Source organism: Pseudomonas sp. NPDC089407, from assembly GCF_044900445.1.
Taxonomy (GTDB): domain Bacteria; phylum Pseudomonadota; class Gammaproteobacteria; order Pseudomonadales; family Pseudomonadaceae; genus Aquipseudomonas.
In genome coordinates this window covers 57341-73095 of sequence record NZ_JBJDNB010000035.1, presented here as the reverse complement: position 1 = coordinate 73095, position 15755 = coordinate 57341, and the positions used below count along the sequence as shown (strand labels likewise).

General features: G+C 62.2%; 15 protein-coding genes and 1 pseudogene. 11 read left to right on the top strand and 5 right to left on the bottom strand.

The genetic code is table 11. From position 1 onward, the window contains the following. The coding region (locus ACI2KG_RS23370; protein ID WP_404663455.1) for a hypothetical protein at positions 1–246 on the top strand (246 nt) is incomplete at its 5' end. A 411-nt stretch (positions 247–657) separates the two neighbouring features. On the opposite strand, the gene ACI2KG_RS23365 is transcribed toward ACI2KG_RS23370, so the two are convergent. Continuing rightward, complete coding sequence (locus tag ACI2KG_RS23365; RefSeq protein WP_201207046.1) at positions 658–2151, bottom strand: CoA-acylating methylmalonate-semialdehyde dehydrogenase; 1494 nt, start codon at positions 2149–2151, stop codon at positions 658–660. Between the two features lie 73 nt (positions 2152–2224). Then, positions 2225–3571 (bottom strand): aspartate aminotransferase family protein, encoded by a 1347-nt coding sequence (locus ACI2KG_RS23360; RefSeq protein WP_404663454.1) that lies wholly within the window; start codon positions 3569–3571, stop codon positions 2225–2227. 118 nt (positions 3572–3689) lie between these two features. Here ACI2KG_RS23360 and ACI2KG_RS23355 point away from each other — a divergent pair, with 118 nt between their 5' ends. The 5 genes from ACI2KG_RS23355 (at position 3690) to ACI2KG_RS23335 (ending at position 8135) form a co-directional block, all read left to right on the top strand. Next, entirely contained in the window at positions 3690–4607 is a 918-nt protein-coding gene (locus ACI2KG_RS23355) for a LysR family transcriptional regulator (protein WP_404663453.1), read from the top strand. 90 nt (positions 4608–4697) lie between these two features. Continuing rightward, positions 4698–5360, top strand: a complete 663-nt coding sequence (locus ACI2KG_RS23350) for a TetR/AcrR family transcriptional regulator (RefSeq protein ID WP_404663452.1) — start codon at positions 4698–4700, stop codon at positions 5358–5360. Positions 5361–5369: 9 nt separating this feature from the next. Next, positions 5370–5954 (top strand): IMPACT family protein, encoded by a 585-nt coding sequence (locus tag ACI2KG_RS23345; protein WP_404663451.1) that lies wholly within the window; start codon positions 5370–5372, stop codon positions 5952–5954. A gap of 460 nt (positions 5955–6414) precedes the next feature. Then, the gene (locus ACI2KG_RS23340; RefSeq protein ID WP_404663450.1) at positions 6415–7101 is read left to right on the top strand and encodes an SDR family oxidoreductase; all 687 of its coding nucleotides are present in this window, start codon (positions 6415–6417) and stop codon (positions 7099–7101) included. Between the two features lie 86 nt (positions 7102–7187). After that, complete coding sequence (locus ACI2KG_RS23335; protein ID WP_404663449.1) at positions 7188–8135, top strand: adenosine deaminase; 948 nt, start codon at positions 7188–7190, stop codon at positions 8133–8135. A gap of 20 nt (positions 8136–8155) precedes the next feature. Here the strand turns inward: ACI2KG_RS23335 and ACI2KG_RS23330 are convergent, their stop codons facing one another. Beyond that, complete coding sequence (locus ACI2KG_RS23330; RefSeq protein WP_404663448.1) at positions 8156–8869, bottom strand: transcriptional regulator; 714 nt, start codon at positions 8867–8869, stop codon at positions 8156–8158. Positions 8870–9353: 484 nt separating this feature from the next. On the opposite strand from ACI2KG_RS23330, the gene ACI2KG_RS23325 reads away from it, so the two are divergent. After that, positions 9354–9551, top strand: a complete 198-nt coding sequence (locus ACI2KG_RS23325) for a hypothetical protein (protein ID WP_404663447.1) — start codon at positions 9354–9356, stop codon at positions 9549–9551. Here ACI2KG_RS23325 and ACI2KG_RS23320 read toward each other — a convergent pair. Next, entirely contained in the window at positions 9502–10683 is a 1182-nt protein-coding gene (locus ACI2KG_RS23320; protein ID WP_400619433.1) for a multidrug effflux MFS transporter, read from the bottom strand. The genes ACI2KG_RS23325 and ACI2KG_RS23320 overlap by 50 nt on opposite strands. A gap of 205 nt (positions 10684–10888) precedes the next feature. Further along, complete coding sequence (locus ACI2KG_RS23315; protein ID WP_198751471.1) at positions 10889–11086, bottom strand: heavy-metal-associated domain-containing protein; 198 nt, start codon at positions 11084–11086, stop codon at positions 10889–10891. A gap of 142 nt (positions 11087–11228) precedes the next feature. Here ACI2KG_RS23315 and ACI2KG_RS23310 point away from each other — a divergent pair, with 142 nt between their 5' ends. The 4 genes and pseudogenes from ACI2KG_RS23310 to ACI2KG_RS23295 all read left to right on the top strand — a co-directional run. Continuing rightward, positions 11229–11615 (top strand): hypothetical protein, encoded by a 387-nt coding sequence (locus tag ACI2KG_RS23310; RefSeq protein WP_404663446.1) that lies wholly within the window; start codon positions 11229–11231, stop codon positions 11613–11615. Between the two features lie 52 nt (positions 11616–11667). Further along, the gene (locus tag ACI2KG_RS23305) at positions 11668–14067 is read left to right on the top strand and encodes a heavy metal translocating P-type ATPase (RefSeq protein ID WP_404663445.1); all 2400 of its coding nucleotides are present in this window, start codon (positions 11668–11670) and stop codon (positions 14065–14067) included. Further along, positions 14064–14474, top strand: coding sequence for a Cu(I)-responsive transcriptional regulator (gene cueR / locus ACI2KG_RS23300; protein ID WP_404663444.1), 411 nt, complete (start codon positions 14064–14066; stop codon positions 14472–14474). Before ACI2KG_RS23305 ends, cueR begins: the two co-directional genes overlap by 4 nt. Positions 14475–14643: 169 nt before the next feature. After that, positions 14644–15729 (top strand): annotated as a pseudogene (locus ACI2KG_RS23295) (sensor histidine kinase); the annotation flags it as partial. Positions 15730–15755 lie beyond the last annotated feature (26 nt).

Here is a 15755-nt window from a genome sequence, read left to right as displayed (position 1 = left end):
TTAAAACCGCTGTCAACCTTCTTCTCAACCGCTGGCGATCATTTGATCATAGCCCTTTCAGCGCCTTCCGAATCGGCTAACTCGTTGAATTTCAAAGAGTTTGTCGTTCCGTTGTCGCTGGAAGTGGGGCGCATTATAAGGGGATTCAGAAACCGGTCAACCTTTAATTTCATTTATTTGAAATATAGGGGAAAAGACCGTGTCGCGGCCCACAGGTGCCCGCCACAACACATTCTGCGCCTGTGAGATCGAGCGCCGCCCGCGCGGCGCTTCGCGGGGCAAGCCCGCTCCCACAGTCTGTTTCGGGCCAGTTATTCCTGCCTCATCGGCACTCGCGCCTGGGTGCATGGCTGGGGATTGCAGAAAAGCTGAGGCGACACCTTCTATATTGAGAGGGACAAACAGGCGGACAGCGGAGACCTCACAGAAGAGACTGGCCCGAAACAGACTGTGGGAGCGGGCTTGTCCCGCGAAGCGCCGCGCGGGCGGCGCTCGATCTCATAGGCGCTGCATGTATTGTGGCGGACACCTCTTAAACCCAACACTATCTATAGCCAGGCCCATCGCCCCCCAGACACCCACCACAACATCCGCAACAACCAACCCCAAAAAACAAACCGGGGAGACCTCTCGGCCTCCCCGCTTCACTACCACCCCTTACAAACTAGGAAACGCAAACTGCGAAGCCTCATGGCTAGCCCGCTGCGGCCAGCGCTGGGTGATCGCCTTGCGACGGGTATAGAAGCGCACCCCATCCGGCCCGTAGGCATGCAGGTCACCAAACAGCGAACGCTTCCAGCCACCAAAGCTGTGGTAAGCCACCGGCACCGGCAGCGGCACGTTCACACCCACCATGCCTACTTCGATCTCATCGCAGAACAGGCGCGCCGCTTCACCGTCACGGGTAAAGATGCAAGTGCCGTTGCCATACTCGTGATCATTGATCAGCTGCATGGCCTGCTCCAGGCTGTTCACCCGTACCACACACAGCACCGGGCCAAAGATCTCTTCTTTATAGATGCGCATTTCCGGGGTCACCTTGTCGAACAGGGTGCCACCGACAAAGTAACCATCTTCGTTACCGGCTACACGGAAGCCGCGACCATCGACCACCAGCTTGGCGCCAGCAGCAATACCGTCATCGATATACCCCACGACCTTGTCACGCGCAGCGGCAGTTACCAGTGGGCCCATGTCCAGGCCGCACGAGGTACCAGCACCAATCTTCAACGCCTTGATCTGCGGTTCCAGCTTGGCAATCAGCGCATCTGCTACCTGGTCACCTACGCACACCGCCACCGAAATGGCCATGCAACGCTCACCGCACGAACCATAAGCCGCGCCCATCAGTGCGCTGACGGCGTTGTCCAGGTCGGCGTCCGGCATCAGTACCGCGTGGTTCTTCGCACCACCCAGGGCCTGCACACGCTTGCCGCGCTTGGTACCTTCGGCATAGATGTACTCGGCGATCGGGGTCGAACCCACGAAGCTCAGTGCTTTCACTTCCGGCGCTTCGATCAGCGCATCCACCGCTTCCTTGTCGCCGTGCACCACGTTGAGGATGCCCTTTGGCAGGCCGGCTTCCAGCAGCAGCTGGGCAATGTACAAGGTCGAGCTTGGGTCACGCTCGGATGGCTTGAGGATGAAGGCGTTGCCGCAGGCAATGGCCAGCGGGTACATCCACAGCGGCACCATGGCCGGGAAGTTGAACGGGGTGATACCAGCAACCACGCCCAGCGGCTGGAAGTCGGACCAGGCATCGATGTTCGGCCCGACGTTGCGGCTGTACTCACCTTTCAACACTTCAGGCGCGGCGCAGGCAAACTCGACGTTCTCGATGCCACGCTTCAACTCGCCAGCAGCGTCTTCCAGGGTCTTGCCGTGCTCTTCGCTGATCATCTGCGAAATACGGGCTTCATTCTGCTCCAGCAGTTGCTTGAAGCGGAACATCACCTGGGCGCGCTTGGCTGGCGGGGTGTTGCGCCAGGCCGGGAAGGCGGCCTTGGCCGAGTCGATCGCTTCCTGCACGGTCGCGCGGCTGGCCAGCTCGACCTTGCGTACCGCCTGGCCGGTGGACGGGTTGAAGACATCGGCGGTGCGCTCACCCTTGGTAACCAGTTCGCCGTGAATCAGGTGCTGAACAATGCTCATGCAAAACTCCAGATAAAGAAGGTAGAGGCCGACGCACGAGGTGATCACGCGCCGGGCATCAAAATCGGAAAGATCAGTCGATCAGGTTCAGGGTTTCGCCGACGGCATCGAACAGGCGGTCCAGTTCCTGGGGCGTGGTGTTGAAGGTTGGGCCGAACTGCAGGGTGTCGCCACCGAAGCGGACATAGAAGCCCGCCTTCCACAGTTTCATCGCCGCTTCGTACGGGCGGACGATGGCATCACCGTCACGGGCGGCGATCTGGATGGCACCGGCCAGGCCGTAGTTACGGATGTCGACGATGTTCTTGGTGCCCTTCACGCCGTGCAGCAAATGCTCGAAGTGCGGCGCCAGCTCGGCGGCGGACTGCACCAGGTTTTCCTTCTGCAGCAGGTCCAGCGCGGCGATACCGGCGGCACAGGCGACCGGGTGGGCCGAGTAGGTGTAACCATGGGGAAATTCCACGGCGTAATCCGGGGTCGGCTGGTTCATGAAGGTCTGGTAGATCTCGCTGCTGGCGATCACTGCGCCCATCGGGATGGCGCCGTTGGTCACCTGCTTGGCGATGCACATCAGGTCCGGGGTCACGCCGAACGCTTCCGAGCCGGTCATTGCGCCCATGCGGCCGAAACCGGTGATCACTTCGTCGAAAATCAGCAGGATATTGTGCTGGGTGCAGATTTCACGCAGGCGCTTCAGGTAGCCCTTCGGCGGCGGCAGTACACCGGCAGAACCTGCCAGCGGCTCGACGATCACTGCAGCGATGTTGGAAGCGTCGTGCAGTTCGATCAGCTTGAGCATCTCGTCAGCCAAGGCGATACCGCCCTCTTCCGGCATGCCCTTGGAGAACGCGTTCACCGGCAGCACGGTATGAGGCAGGTGGTCGACATCGAGCAGCTGGCCGAACATCTTACGGTTGCCGTTGACCCCGCCCAGGCTGGTACCGGCAATGTTCACACCGTGGTAACCACGGGCACGGCCGATAATCTTGGTCTTGGTGGCCTGGCCTTTCAGGCGCCAGTAGGCACGCACCATCTTCAGCGCAGTATCGGCGCACTCGGAACCGGAGTTGGTATAGAAGACGTGGTTCAGGTTGCCTGGCACCAGATCGGCAATCTTCTCTGCCAGCTGGAACGACAGCGGGTGGCCGAACTGGAACGCCGGGGAGTAGTCCAGGGTACCCAACTGGCGGGTCACCGCGTCGGTGATTTCCTTGCGGGTGTGCCCGGCGCCGCAGGTCCACAGGCCGGACAGGGCATCGAAAATCTTGCGCCCTTGGTCATCGACCAGGTAGTTGCCTTCGGCCGCCACGATCAGGCGCGGGTCGCGCTGGAAATTACGGTTGGCGGTGTAGGGCATCCAGTGGGCATCCAGCTTGAGCTGGCTGGCGATACCGGCGGTAGCGGTTTCGGGCATGTTCATCGGCGGTTCCTCGAAAGACGATTAGGCAACGATGGATGTTGTTGCAGCTAAATTGGCACGCGGATAAAGTCTGAAAAAGCCTACATTTCTAATCTTCAGACAGGCCGTGACTAAACTAATGAACCGACGCCCCGATCCACTTGCCCAAGTCAGCGATTTCGACATCCGCCTGCTGAAAATCTACCGCAGCGTGGTCGAGTGTGGTGGTTTCTCAGCCGCTGAGAACGTGCTGGGCATTGGCCGTTCGGCCATCAGCCAGCAGATGAACGACCTTGAGCAACGCTTGGGCCTGCGCCTGTGCCAGCGCGGCCGAGCCGGCTTTTCGCTGACCGAAGAAGGCCGCGAGGTCTACCATTCGGCGCTGCAACTGCTTAGCGCGCTAGAAAGCTTCCGCACCGAGGTCAACGGGCTGCACCAGCATTTGCGTGGCGAGCTGAACATTGGCCTGACCGATAACCTGGTGACCCTGCCGCACATGCGTATCACCCACGCCTTGGCCGAGCTCAAGGACCGCGGCCCCGATGTGCGCATCCAGATCCGCATGATCGCCCCCAGCCAGGTCGAACATGGCGTGCTCGACGGCAGCCTGCACGTTGGCGTGGTACCGCAGACCAGCCCACTGTCGGGCCTGGAGTACCAGCCTTTGTACAGCGAGCGCTCATTGCTGTACTGCGCGGTTGGCCACCCGCTGTTCTACGCCGATGACCCGCAGATCGACGACGACCGCCTCAACAGCCAGGAAGCCATCACCCCCACCTTCCGCCTGCCAACGGAAATCCAGGCGCATTACCAGGCGCTGAACTGCACGGCCAGTGCTTCGGACCGCGAGGGCATGGCCTTCCTTATCCTTACCGGGCGCTACATCGGCTACCTGCCCGACCATTACGCTACCTTTTGGGTACAACAGGGCCGCTTGCGCGCACTCAAGCCGCGGGAACGCTTTTATGACCTGAGCCTGAGCTGGGTAACGCGCAAAGGCCGGCGGCCCAACCTGGTGCTGGAAAGCTTCCTCGAAAGCCTGGCTGCGACACGTTGATGCCAGTCTCTGCCGCAAATGCTTGTCACTTCGGCACAGGCAGGTAATCTTGTCCGACAGCCGCAGCCACTGACCCGTACGGAATCGTCCATGACCCTAGAAGTCCCTGCGCACCGCCTCTCTGCCTCGGGCAAGCCCGCGGGCCGCATCCGCCAGAAAAACGAGCAGGCCATTATCCAGGCCGCCGAAGACGAGTTCGCCCGCCATGGCTTCAAGGGCACCAGCATGAACACCATTGCCCTCAAGGCGGGGTTGCCCAAGGCCAACCTGCATTACTACTTCACCAACAAGCTGGGCTTGTACATTGCCGTGCTCAGCAACATCATCGAGTTGTGGGACAGCACCTTCAACGCCCTGAGCGTCGAGGACGAACCCGGTGAAGCGCTAAGCCAGTACATCCGCACCAAGATGGAGTTCTCGCGGCGCAACCCGCAAGCCTCGCGGATTTTCGCCATGGAAGTGATCAGCGGCGGTACCTGCCTGACCGAATACTTCAGTGCCGACTACCGCGAATGGTTCCGCGGCCGAGCGGCGGTGTTCGAGGCCTGGATGGAGGCCGGCAAGATGGACCGGGTCGACCCGGTGCACCTGATTTTCCTGCTGTGGGGCAGCACCCAGCACTACGCCGACTTCGCCACCCAGATCTGCCAGGTTACCGGCCGCAGCCGCCTGACCAAGCAGGACATGGAAGACGCGAGCAACAACCTTATCCACATCATTCTGAAGGGCTGCGGCATCAAGCCGGCTGCCTGACGGTCATTTATGCCTTCTACCTTGCTCGACCTGTGCGAATACCGCGAAGAAATCCGTAAGAGTCGCTTCATCACCTTGGCCGGGCCCATCAGCAGCCCCACCGAAGCAATGAGTTTCATCGAACGCCACAGCGACCTGGCCGCTACCCACAACTGCTGGGCCTGGAAGCTCGGCGCTCAGTACCGCAGCAGCGACGACGGCGAGCCCGGTGGCACTGCCGGGCGGCCGATCCTGGCGGCCATCGAAGCGCAGGACTGCGACCAGGTGGTGGTGCTGGTGATCCGTTGGTACGGCGGCATCCAGCTCGGTACCGGCGGCCTGGCCAGGGCTTACGGTGGCGGCGCCAACAAATGCCTGCAGCAGGCGCCCAAGCGGCTATTGGTGCAGCGAAGTGAATTTTCCTGCAGCTGCAGCTTCAGCGAGTTGGCGCTGGTGAAACTGCGCTTGGCTGAGGTTGATGGCCTGGTGCTGGATGAACAATTCACAGCCAATGGCGTAGACCTGCTGATTGCCTTGGGTGAGGCGCACCTGGCGCCATTGCAGCAACAACTGGCCGACCTGAGCCGTGGGCGGATTTTGCTGGAAGCACGCTGAACATTGCCCACAACAACTGTGGGCCGGGCTGTGGATAAGCTTGGGGCACTTGCTTGTAGGCCAATGGTTTCAAGGCCCACAGAGGTTTGATCATATTTTGATCACTGTTTGATGACAGCTGCAAACTGCTGAAAGGTGGAGAGTTATCCCCAGCACGAGGCCAGACGAGTCTGCCGACCTCCGCCAGGGCTTGCACACAATAACTGTGGACCAGCCTGTGGATAACCCGTGCGCTAACAGACGAATCGCCCGGGCGGACAAGGGCGCGGCACTGCTGATCGTTTTTTAGCCAAACAGTGGGCAAGGCTTGAAATCGCTGGGGCTGCTTTGCAGCCCATCGCGACACAAGGCCGCTCCTACATGGGATCGCGTACTCCTGTAGGAGCGATGGGCCGCAAAGCGGCCCCCGTTTTGCACTATGCTCAATTCCTTTTTCCTGAATCGATAAAGGAATGTTGCTATGGCTAACTCAAAAACCGCACTCATCATCGGCGCCTCACGCGGGCTTGGCCTGGGTCTGGTACAACGCCTGGGCGAAGACGGCTGGAACATCACCGCCACCGTGCGCAACCCGCAGCAGCCCGGCGCCCTGGCGGATGTGGCAGGCGTGCGTATTGAACAACTGGAAATGAACGACACCGCCCAACTCGATGGCCTCAAGCAACGCCTGCAAGGCCAGGTATTCGACCTGGTATTCGTCAACGCTGGGGTCATGGGCCCACTGCCGCAAGATCTTGAAACCGTACAGAACAAAGACATCGGCGACCTGTTCATGACCAACGCCGTGGCGCCAATCCGCGTGGCCCGCCGCCTGGTCGGCCAGGTCCGCGAAGGCACTGGCGTACTGGCCTTCATGAGCTCGATCCTCGGCAGCGTGACTATCCCCGACGGCGGCGAAATCTGCCTGTACAAAGCCAGCAAGGCGGCACTGAACTCGATGATCAACAGCTTCGTCGTCGAACAACAACGCCCCGACCTGTGCGTGCTGGCCATGCACCCGGGTTGGGTGAAAACCGACATGGGTGGCGAAAACGCCGAGATCGACGTGCACACCAGCACCCGCGGCATGCTCGACCAGATCAATGCACAAAGCGGCAACGGCGGCCTGCGCTTCATCAACTACAAGGGCGAACCCTTGGTCTGGTGATTCACCCGGTCGCAGCCTGGCCGGGCGCAATGCCCGGCCGGCCCCTGTAGAATGGCGGCAACCGTACCTGATTGAGATAAGCCCCTATGTATGATTGGTTGAACGCCCTGCCCAAGGCCGAACTGCACCTGCACCTTGAAGGCTCGCTAGAGCCCGAGCTGCTGTTCGCCTTGGCCGAGCGCAACAAGATCGCCCTGCCCTGGGCCGATGTAGAAGCCTTGCGCAGTGCCTACGCTTTCAACAACCTGCAGGAGTTCCTCGACCTGTATTATCAGGGCGCCGACGTGCTGCGCACCGAGCAGGACTTCTACGACCTGACCTGGGCTTACCTGCAGCGCTGCAAGGCGCAGAACGTGATTCATACCGAACCGTTCTTCGACCCGCAGACCCACACCGATCGCGGAATCCCTTTTGAGGTGGTGCTCAACGGTATCAACCAGGCACTCAAGGATGGCCGCAAGCAACTGGGCATCAGCAGTGGCCTGATCCTCAGCTTCCTGCGCCACCTCAGTGAAGATGAAGCGCACAAGACGCTCGACCAGGCGTTGCCGTTCCGTGATGCATTCATTGCCGTAGGCCTGGACAGCTCGGAAATGGGCCACCCACCCAGCAAGTTCCAGCGCGTGTTCGACCGTGCCCGTAGCGAAGGCTTCGTCGCCGTTGCCCACGCAGGCGAAGAAGGCCCGCCCGAATACATCTGGGAAGCCCTCGACCTGCTGCAGATCAAACGCATCGACCACGGTGTACGCGCCATCGAGGACGAGCGCCTGATGCAGCGCATCATCGACGAGCAGATCCCACTGACCGTGTGCCCGCTGTCCAACACCAAGCTCTGCGTGTTCGACCACATGAGCCAGCACAACATCCTCGACATGCTCGAGCGTGGCGTGAAGGTCACAGTCAATTCGGACGACCCAGCCTACTTCGGCGGCTATGTCACAGAAAACTTCCACGCCCTGCACATACACCTGGGCATGACCGAAGACCAGGCCCGCCGCCTGGCGCAGAACAGCCTGGACGCCCGGCTGGCCTGATTGATGCGGCGGCGTTGCGTTCAACCGACCTGCAACGTCGCCACGCGGGCTATGCGATTGATCTGCTGGATGCCCAGCGGCGAGATATGCAGTGCCCGCGTGTCCTCGGCCTCGCGCATCCAGCCAGACTGCAGGAACAGCCTGAACAGGGCCTGACCCAACACCCCTCCCAAATGCGGCGCCTGGTCATTCCACTCGGTGCAGCGGCAGATCACGCAACCACGTTGCTGGTGTGGCGCCAACGCGTCGATGTAAACACCCACCAGGGCCAACTGCGCCCGCCCCTCATCACTGACCATCAACTGGCGGCCACTGCCTTCCAGCCAGCCGGCCACCACCATGCGGTGATACAACTCACTGGCCAGTTCCCCGCCCAGATGATCGCCACAGCGACGCGCCCGGCGCATCGACATGGGCAGCGGTGATACCGGCGCCTTGGCCCGCTCGCCCCTGACACTTTCCAGTTGCACGCTGGCCAGGGCCTCGACTGCCGCACCGACCTGCGGGGTAGCCAGGCGGAAGTAACGTTTGCGGCCACGTGCTTCGTGCCTTAGCAGACCGGCCGATGAAAGCAACGACAAGTGCGCGCAAGCCGACGACGACGTCAGGCCGGTCATTATCGCGAGCTCATTGGCCAGCCGCGGCGTGCCATCGATCAATGCCCACAACATGGCACTGCGCTTGGGGTCGGCCATCAGGCTGGCGATCTGGCTGATACTGCTGGCTGCGTTCATGTCCCTGTAACTCCCTGCAAGTTCACTGAGTGGATGCGATGGCCAACCCTGGCAGGGAAACGCCTCTCGCTGGCACTGGCCTGGGTGGGAGTATAAGCCGCAAAAAAGCCCATTCAGACGGCGCCACACCGCTGCGCCCTGGCCGAAAAGCCACTGGGTATGCCTACCCATGGCATGTGCAGAAACAGTGCATGCCGCCTGCCCGAAACCCAGCCAGCAAGCGCTGCGGCATACCCGGGCAGGGGCACAGGGCATTCGTCAGGAAAAAAACCTGCTGCAACTTCAGATGTGGCCGACAAGTACTTTCCCGAAGTAGCGCAAATCAAAGCGAAGGTTCTGCGTGCTTAGCGGCATTGCACCGCAAGCAGGAAAAGCGCTGAAACAGGTTACGTCAACCGCCAGTCAGAACGCTGACGTGGGGCATGGCAGCCAGAAAGACCAGCGCTACACTTGACCCGCTCCCCCCTTCTGGAGGTATGCCGCGATGAAAATTATCGTCAGTGCGTCGAGCCGAAACCCCGCCTGTCCCTGGCAGGTCGAGCTCGATCAACACGTGGTCAGTTTCCGCAGCGAGGCCGAGGCACGCGCCTTTGTCGCCACGCTGGAAACCCGCCTGCAGGCACCTCACCCGCTCACGCGGGAGCCTTGGCCTGCAAGCGTCGGGTCAACAGCGCGACACTGACCACCAGTGCCCCGCACAGGCTGATCACCAGCGCCATGGGTACCGCACTGCCATCGTGCAGCAGCCCGACCAAGGCCGCCGCACCTGCGGCAACGCTGAACTGTACGCAGCCCATCAGTGCCGAGGCACTGCCAGCCCGTGCCCCCTGCCCGCTCATGGCGCAGGCCGAGGCATTGGGGATGATGCAGCCAAGGCTGGCGATGCAGATGAACAGTGGCACCAGCAGCGGCCACAATTGCGCTGGTTTCAGCGCCGCCACAGCCAGCAGAACCAGGCCGGCCACCAGGTACAGCCACACTGCACGCGCCAGCAGGAAAGCCGGCCCGCGCTTGGCCAGCAAGCGGGCATTTACCTGTGCCACCAGGATAAAACCCGCCGCGTTGGTGCCAAACAGCCAGCCATAGTGCTCGGCCGGCACGTCATAGAGCTTGATGAACACGAAGGGCGAGCCGGCGATATAGGCGAACATGCCGGCAATGGCGATACCTCCGGTCAAGGCATGGCCAAGGAATACCCGGTCAGCCAGCAGGCGCAGGTATTGGCGCAAGGCGCCGGACAGCGGCTGACGCGGCATGTGCTCAGGCAGGCTTTCTGGCAGGCCCAGGCTGACCGCCAACAGGCAGCCGGCACTGAACAGGCTCAAGGCAAGGAAAATTGACTGCCAGCCGGCCACGTTCACCAGCACGCCGCCCAGCATCGGTGCCAGGATCGGTGCCAGGCCCATGACCAGCATCAGTTGCGAAAACACCTTGGCCGAGGCCACCGGGTCGCACTTGTCGCTCACGATCGCCCGCGACAGCACCATACCGGCACAGCCACCCAGCGCCTGGACGAAACGCGCCAGCACCAGCGTATCGAGGTTGGGGGCATAGGCGCAGGCCAGGGAGGCCAAGGTAAACAGGGTCACGCCGAACATCAGCGGTATACGCCGACCAAAGCGGTCAGCCACCGGCCCATAGGCCAGCTGGCCGATGGACAGGCCGAGGAAGTAGGCGGCCAATGTGGCTTGAACGTGTTTTTCATCGGTGGCGAACGCCTGCGCCATGGCCGGGAAGGCAGGCAGGTAAAAGTCGATCGCCAAGGGCCCGAACGCACTGAGTGCGCCCAGGATGAGTACCATTCGCAGGTTCATCAGGAATCCATAGCAGGCTAAGCAAGTGTGCAATTCTACCTGCTGTGGACCCTATCAATGTGAAAACATTTGCAACATAAGGGGCCGCTTCGCGCCCCAATCGCCGGCAAGCCAGCTCCCACAGGTACTGCATAGCCTTCAGACCCAACGCGATACTGGTGGGAGCTGGCTTGCCGGCGATTGGGCCGCAAAGCGGCCCCGGGCCTCACGCCACCTCGGCCTGATAACCTTCATCCCGAATAGCCGTCAGAATCTGCTCCTGCGCCAATTCACTCTGCACACGCACCTGCTTTGCCGCCAGATCGATCTCGACCTTGGCCGCTGCATCCTGCTCCTGCACCGCGCGGGTCACGGCTTTCACGCAATGGCCACAGGTCATGCCTTGTACGTTGAACACTTGCATGGGTTGTCTCCTTCAGGTTTTCCACGAGTTTCAAGCTTGCCATCAGGGCAAGGTCAAGCCCTGCCGCAACACACGGGGTGGAAATCCGCGCCCGCGTCGGCCAAGCTGCGCTTTGGGAAGTCAGGCAAGCAGGAGATTCATCATGTTCAGGGCAGCATTGGGCCTCGTCGGGCTATTGAGCGCACTGGCTGCAGTGCCACCGGCCAGCGCCGAGGGCAACTCGGCCTACAGCGTACTGATCATTTCCCGGGAGCGCCTGGAGGTGGCCACCAGCTGCGAAATCGGCGTGTACCTCAACGACCAGCTTTCCGGGCGCGTGTTCCAGGAACAGTCCACCTCGTTCAACCTGCCGCCTGGCCCGGTGGATGTACGCCTGCGCCTGCTGCCTGGGCAAATGCCAGGTTGCGCTGCGGGTATCGAGGACCAACGCAGCACGCGTTTGAACCTGCAGGCGGGCCAGATCAACAAATACCGCATCGCCATGGGGCAATATGGGCTGGAGTTGAAGCGCGCCGATCTGGGCTATTGACCTTCCCTGCGTGGCAAGGTTGATGCTGGAGCCCTGTCCAAGGAGGAGAGCCATGCCCGCATCCACCACCTACGACCTGCCGATCTCCGGCATGACCTGCGCCAGCTGTGCTGGCCGGGTCGAGCGCGCCCTGCGCAAGGTCACCGGCGCTGAACAGGTCAGCGTCAACCTTACCACTGAAAAAGCCCGGGTCCAGGCCCCGGCCAACAGCCTGCAGGCCTTGGTCGACGCCGTACGCGAAGCCGGTTACGGCGTGCCTACCCGCACCGTCGAACTGCAGGTCGGCGGCATGACCTGCGCCAGTTGCGCGGGCCGTGTAGAGCGCGCCCTCGGCAAGTTGCCCGGGGTCGAGCAGGTTAGCGTCAACCTGGCCAGCGAGCGTGCGCACCTTGTGGTGCTCGCGGCCCTCGACGACAACCTGCTGATCGAAACGGTACATAAAGCCGGCTACAACGCCAGCCTGCCGCAAGCCGGCAAGGACGACCAAGGTGCTGCCCAGCGCCGCCTGCGCAATGAGCGCCTGGCCGTCGGTGCCGCGTTGCTGCTGGCGCTGCCGCTGGTGCTGCCGATGCTGGTGCAGCCCTTCGGCCTGCACTGGATGCTACCCGCCTGGGCGCAATTCCTGCTGGCTACGCCCGTGCAATTCATTCTCGGCGCACGCTTCTATGTCGCTGCCTGGAAAGCCGTGCGCGCCGGCGCGGGCAACATGGACCTGCTGGTGGCCCTGGGCACCAGTGCCGGGTATGGCCTGAGCCTGTATCAATGGGCACAGGCCCCTGCCGGCATGGCCCCGCATTTGTATTTCGAAGCCTCGGCCGTGGTGATTGCCCTGGTGCTGCTGGGCAAGTACCTGGAAAGCCGCGCCAAACGCCAGACCGCCAGTGCCATTCGCGCCCTTGAGGCCCTGCGCCCGGAGCGCGCCGTACGTGTGGTCGACGGCCAGGAAGAAGACGTGGCCATCACCCAGCTGCGCCTCGGTGACTGGGTGCTGGTCAAACCCGGCGAGCGCTTCCCGGTCGATGGGGTGGTCGAGGACGGCAGCAGCCATGCCGATGAGGCCCTGATCAGCGGCGAGAGCCTGCCGGTGCCCAAGCAGCCCGGCGACAGCGTCACCGGTGGCGCCATCAACGGCGAAGGCCGGTTGTTGGTTCGCACCGAAGCGCTGGGCACCGAGACCGTGCTGGCACGCATCATCCGCCTGGTCGAAGATGCCCAGGCCGCCAAGGCGCCGATCCAGAAGCTGGTCGACCGGGTCAGCCAGGTGTTCGTACCGGCCGTGCTGGTACTGGCACTGATTACCCTGGTTGGCTGGTGGCTGGCCGACGCGCCGCTGGAAACCGCACTGATCAACGCCGTCGCCGTGCTGGTCATCGCCTGCCCTTGTGCCCTAGGCCTGGCGACACCTGCGGCGATCATGGCAGGTACCGGCGTCGCTGCCCGCCACGGCATCCTGATCAAGGACGCGGAAGCGCTGGAGCGTGCCCATGCCGTCAACCGCGTGGTGTTCGACAAGACCGGCACCCTCACTTCCGGCAGCCCACGGGTGGTCCACAGCCAGGCTCAGGATGGCAACAGCGCCGACCTGCACCGCCTGGCGGGTGCCCTGCAGCGTGGCAGTGAACACCCACTGGCCAAGGCCGTACTGGATGCCTGTGCCGAGCAAGGGCTGGACGTGCCTAATGTTACCGACAGCCAATCGCTGACCGGGCGCGGCATAGCCGGGCGCGTCGAAGGCCGCGAGCTGGCGTTGGGCAACCGCCGCCTGCTCGACGAAAGCGGGCTGCTTCCGGGCGACCTGGCCGCCAAGGCCCAGGCCTGGGAAGCCGAGGGGCGTACCCTGTCGTGGCTGATCGAACGCGGCAGGGAACCACGGGTGCTAGGCCTGTTCGCCTTTGGTGACAGCCTCAAGCCCGGCGCCGCTCAGGCCATCGATACCTTGCATGCGCAACACATCAGCAGCCATCTGCTAACCGGCGACAACCGCGGCAGTGCCAAGGTGGTGGCCGATGCCTTGGGCATCGACGATGTTTATGCCGAAGTGCTACCCGCCGACAAGGCCGCGACAGTGGCAGCACTCAAGCAGAACGGCGTGGTCGCCATGGTCGGCGACGGCATCAACGATGCACCGGCACTGGCCGCCGCCGACATCGGCATCGCCATGGGTGGCGGCACCGACGTGGCCATGCAGGCGGCCGGTATCACCCTGATGCGGGGCGACCCGCGCCTGGTGCCTGCCGCGCTGGAAATCAGCCGCAAGACCTACGCTAAAATCCGTCAGAACCTGTTCTGGGCATTCATCTACAACCTGATCGGTATCCCGCTGGCTGCGCTGGGCTACCTCAACCCGGTACTGGCTGGCGCCGCCATGGCCTTGTCCAGCGTCAGCGTGGTCAGCAATGCGCTGTGGCTGAAGACGTGGAAGCCCACCCGTGATACCCAGGAGACGCCATGAACATCGGCCAGGCCGCCCGCCGCAGCGGGCTCAGTACCAAGATGATCCGTTACTACGAGTCCATCGGCCTGCTCAAGCCGGCCACGCGCAGCGACAGCGGCTACCGCCTGTACCGTGAAGAAGACTTGCACAGCCTGGCGTTCATCAAGCGCTCTCGCGACCTGGGCTTTTCCCTTGAAGAGGTCGGCAAGCTGCTGACCCTGTGGCAGGACCGCCAGCGCGCCAGCGCCGACGTGAAGGCGCTGGCCATGCAGCACGTCGATGAGCTGAACCGGCGCATCGAAGAGTTGGTGAGCCTGCGCGATACCTTGAGCGAGCTGGTTTCACATTGCCAGGGCGACGACCGACCCGACTGCCCGATACTGAAGGACCTGGCCAACGGCGCTGCGCGCAATTGCTGCCATTGAAGCGTTCGCCGTGTTTTGGTATGCCATATACGACCAAACGCGACCGATTAGTCACTAGCTGCGACTTTCTCCAACAAATAAGGGCGTTTTCCTACATAAAACCCGGAAGCTGCCGACACAAAAGCTACCTGCCTCGTGTGTCTACAAATAAAAAATTCCGGGAGCGTCGATGAACATCAAACAGAAACTGACCTGGGCATTCGCGGTCATCGCCGGCTTGCCCATCGTCCTTGTCGCCACGCTGGTAGTGGTCAACCTGCGCGGCGAAGCCCGCGATGGATTCCTTGACGGCAGCAGCCGGGAAATCCGCCAGGTGAGCAACGCGATGAACATCTTCTTCCAGGGTATCAACCAGAACGTCGAGTACATGGCAGCACAGCCGCTGGTGGCGGCTACCGGCGGCGAGTTGAACAAATACATGAGTGCCACGCCGGACTACCAGCTGGGTGACCATGCCAGCAAGCTGTTGGACTTCATGACCCGGCTGGCCACTTCGCATCCCAGCTACGCCTACCTGTCCTACGGGGTGAGCGACGGCGGTTACGTCGGCTGGCCCGCCGGGCAGAAATTTGTCAGTTACGACCCACGCACCCGCCCCTGGTACCAACTGGCCATGGCCAACCCTGGCAAGACCTTGCGTACCGGCGCGTACTACTGGGCTGCCGATGACGCCGTGCTGGTCAGCACTGTGCGTACCGTCGCCAACCAGCTGGGCAACCCCGGCGGCGTAGTCAACGTCGACGTCTCGCTCAAAGGCCTCACCGAGATCGTTCAGCAGATCAAACTGGGTGAGAGCGGCTACGTGCTGCTGGTGGAAAACAACGGCAATGTGCTGGTTGACCCACGAGACGCCAAGCATAACTTCAAACAGCTCGCCAGCTTTGGCGACGGTTATGCCGAGCTGGCAAAGCAGGGTAAGGGGCTCGTCGAGGTGGAACTGGATGGCGTGCGCTACATGGCCAACATCTACCCCGATGAACAGCTGGGCTGGACCCTGATCGGCCTGATCGAACAAAGCGAAGTGATGCAGACCACCACCCGGCTGACCTGGCTGATCGGCATCATCGCCGTGGTGCTGGCGGCGCTGTTCGCCGTGGTCGGCGCGGCATTCGCCAAGCTGATCGTGCGCCCGATCAACAGCGTCACCCATGGCCTGGAAGACATTGCCCAGGGTGAGGGCGACCTGACGCGCAACCTGGAAATCCGTGGCCGTGACGAAACGGCGCAACTGGCCAGCTGGTTCAACCAGTTCCTTGGGGCCATTCGCAGCCTGATCCATCA

Bases quoted from the DNA above. Each gene is read 5' to 3' on its own strand.
- ACI2KG_RS23365 (WP_201207046.1), bottom strand. From the start codon at position 2,151: ATGAGCATTGTTCAGCACCTGATTCACGGCGAACTGGTTACCAAGGGT.
- ACI2KG_RS23360 (WP_404663454.1), bottom strand. From the start codon at position 3,571: ATGAACATGCCCGAAACCGCTACCGCCGGTATCGCCAGCCAGCTCAAG.
- ACI2KG_RS23355 (WP_404663453.1), top strand. From the start codon at position 3,690: ATGAACCGACGCCCCGATCCACTTGCCCAAGTCAGCGATTTCGACATC.
- ACI2KG_RS23350 (WP_404663452.1), top strand. From the start codon at position 4,698: ATGACCCTAGAAGTCCCTGCGCACCGCCTCTCTGCCTCGGGCAAGCCC.
- ACI2KG_RS23345 (WP_404663451.1), top strand. From the start codon at position 5,370: ATGCCTTCTACCTTGCTCGACCTGTGCGAATACCGCGAAGAAATCCGT.
- ACI2KG_RS23340 (WP_404663450.1), top strand. From the start codon at position 6,415: ATGGCTAACTCAAAAACCGCACTCATCATCGGCGCCTCACGCGGGCTT.
- ACI2KG_RS23335 (WP_404663449.1), top strand. From the start codon at position 7,188: ATGTATGATTGGTTGAACGCCCTGCCCAAGGCCGAACTGCACCTGCAC.
- ACI2KG_RS23330 (WP_404663448.1), bottom strand. From the start codon at position 8,869: ATGAACGCAGCCAGCAGTATCAGCCAGATCGCCAGCCTGATGGCCGAC.
- ACI2KG_RS23325 (WP_404663447.1), top strand. From the start codon at position 9,354: ATGAAAATTATCGTCAGTGCGTCGAGCCGAAACCCCGCCTGTCCCTGG.
- ACI2KG_RS23320 (WP_400619433.1), bottom strand. From the start codon at position 10,683: ATGAACCTGCGAATGGTACTCATCCTGGGCGCACTCAGTGCGTTCGGG.
- ACI2KG_RS23315 (WP_198751471.1), bottom strand. From the start codon at position 11,086: ATGCAAGTGTTCAACGTACAAGGCATGACCTGTGGCCATTGCGTGAAA.
- ACI2KG_RS23310 (WP_404663446.1), top strand. From the start codon at position 11,229: ATGTTCAGGGCAGCATTGGGCCTCGTCGGGCTATTGAGCGCACTGGCT.
- ACI2KG_RS23305 (WP_404663445.1), top strand. From the start codon at position 11,668: ATGCCCGCATCCACCACCTACGACCTGCCGATCTCCGGCATGACCTGC.
- cueR (WP_404663444.1), top strand. From the start codon at position 14,064: ATGAACATCGGCCAGGCCGCCCGCCGCAGCGGGCTCAGTACCAAGATG.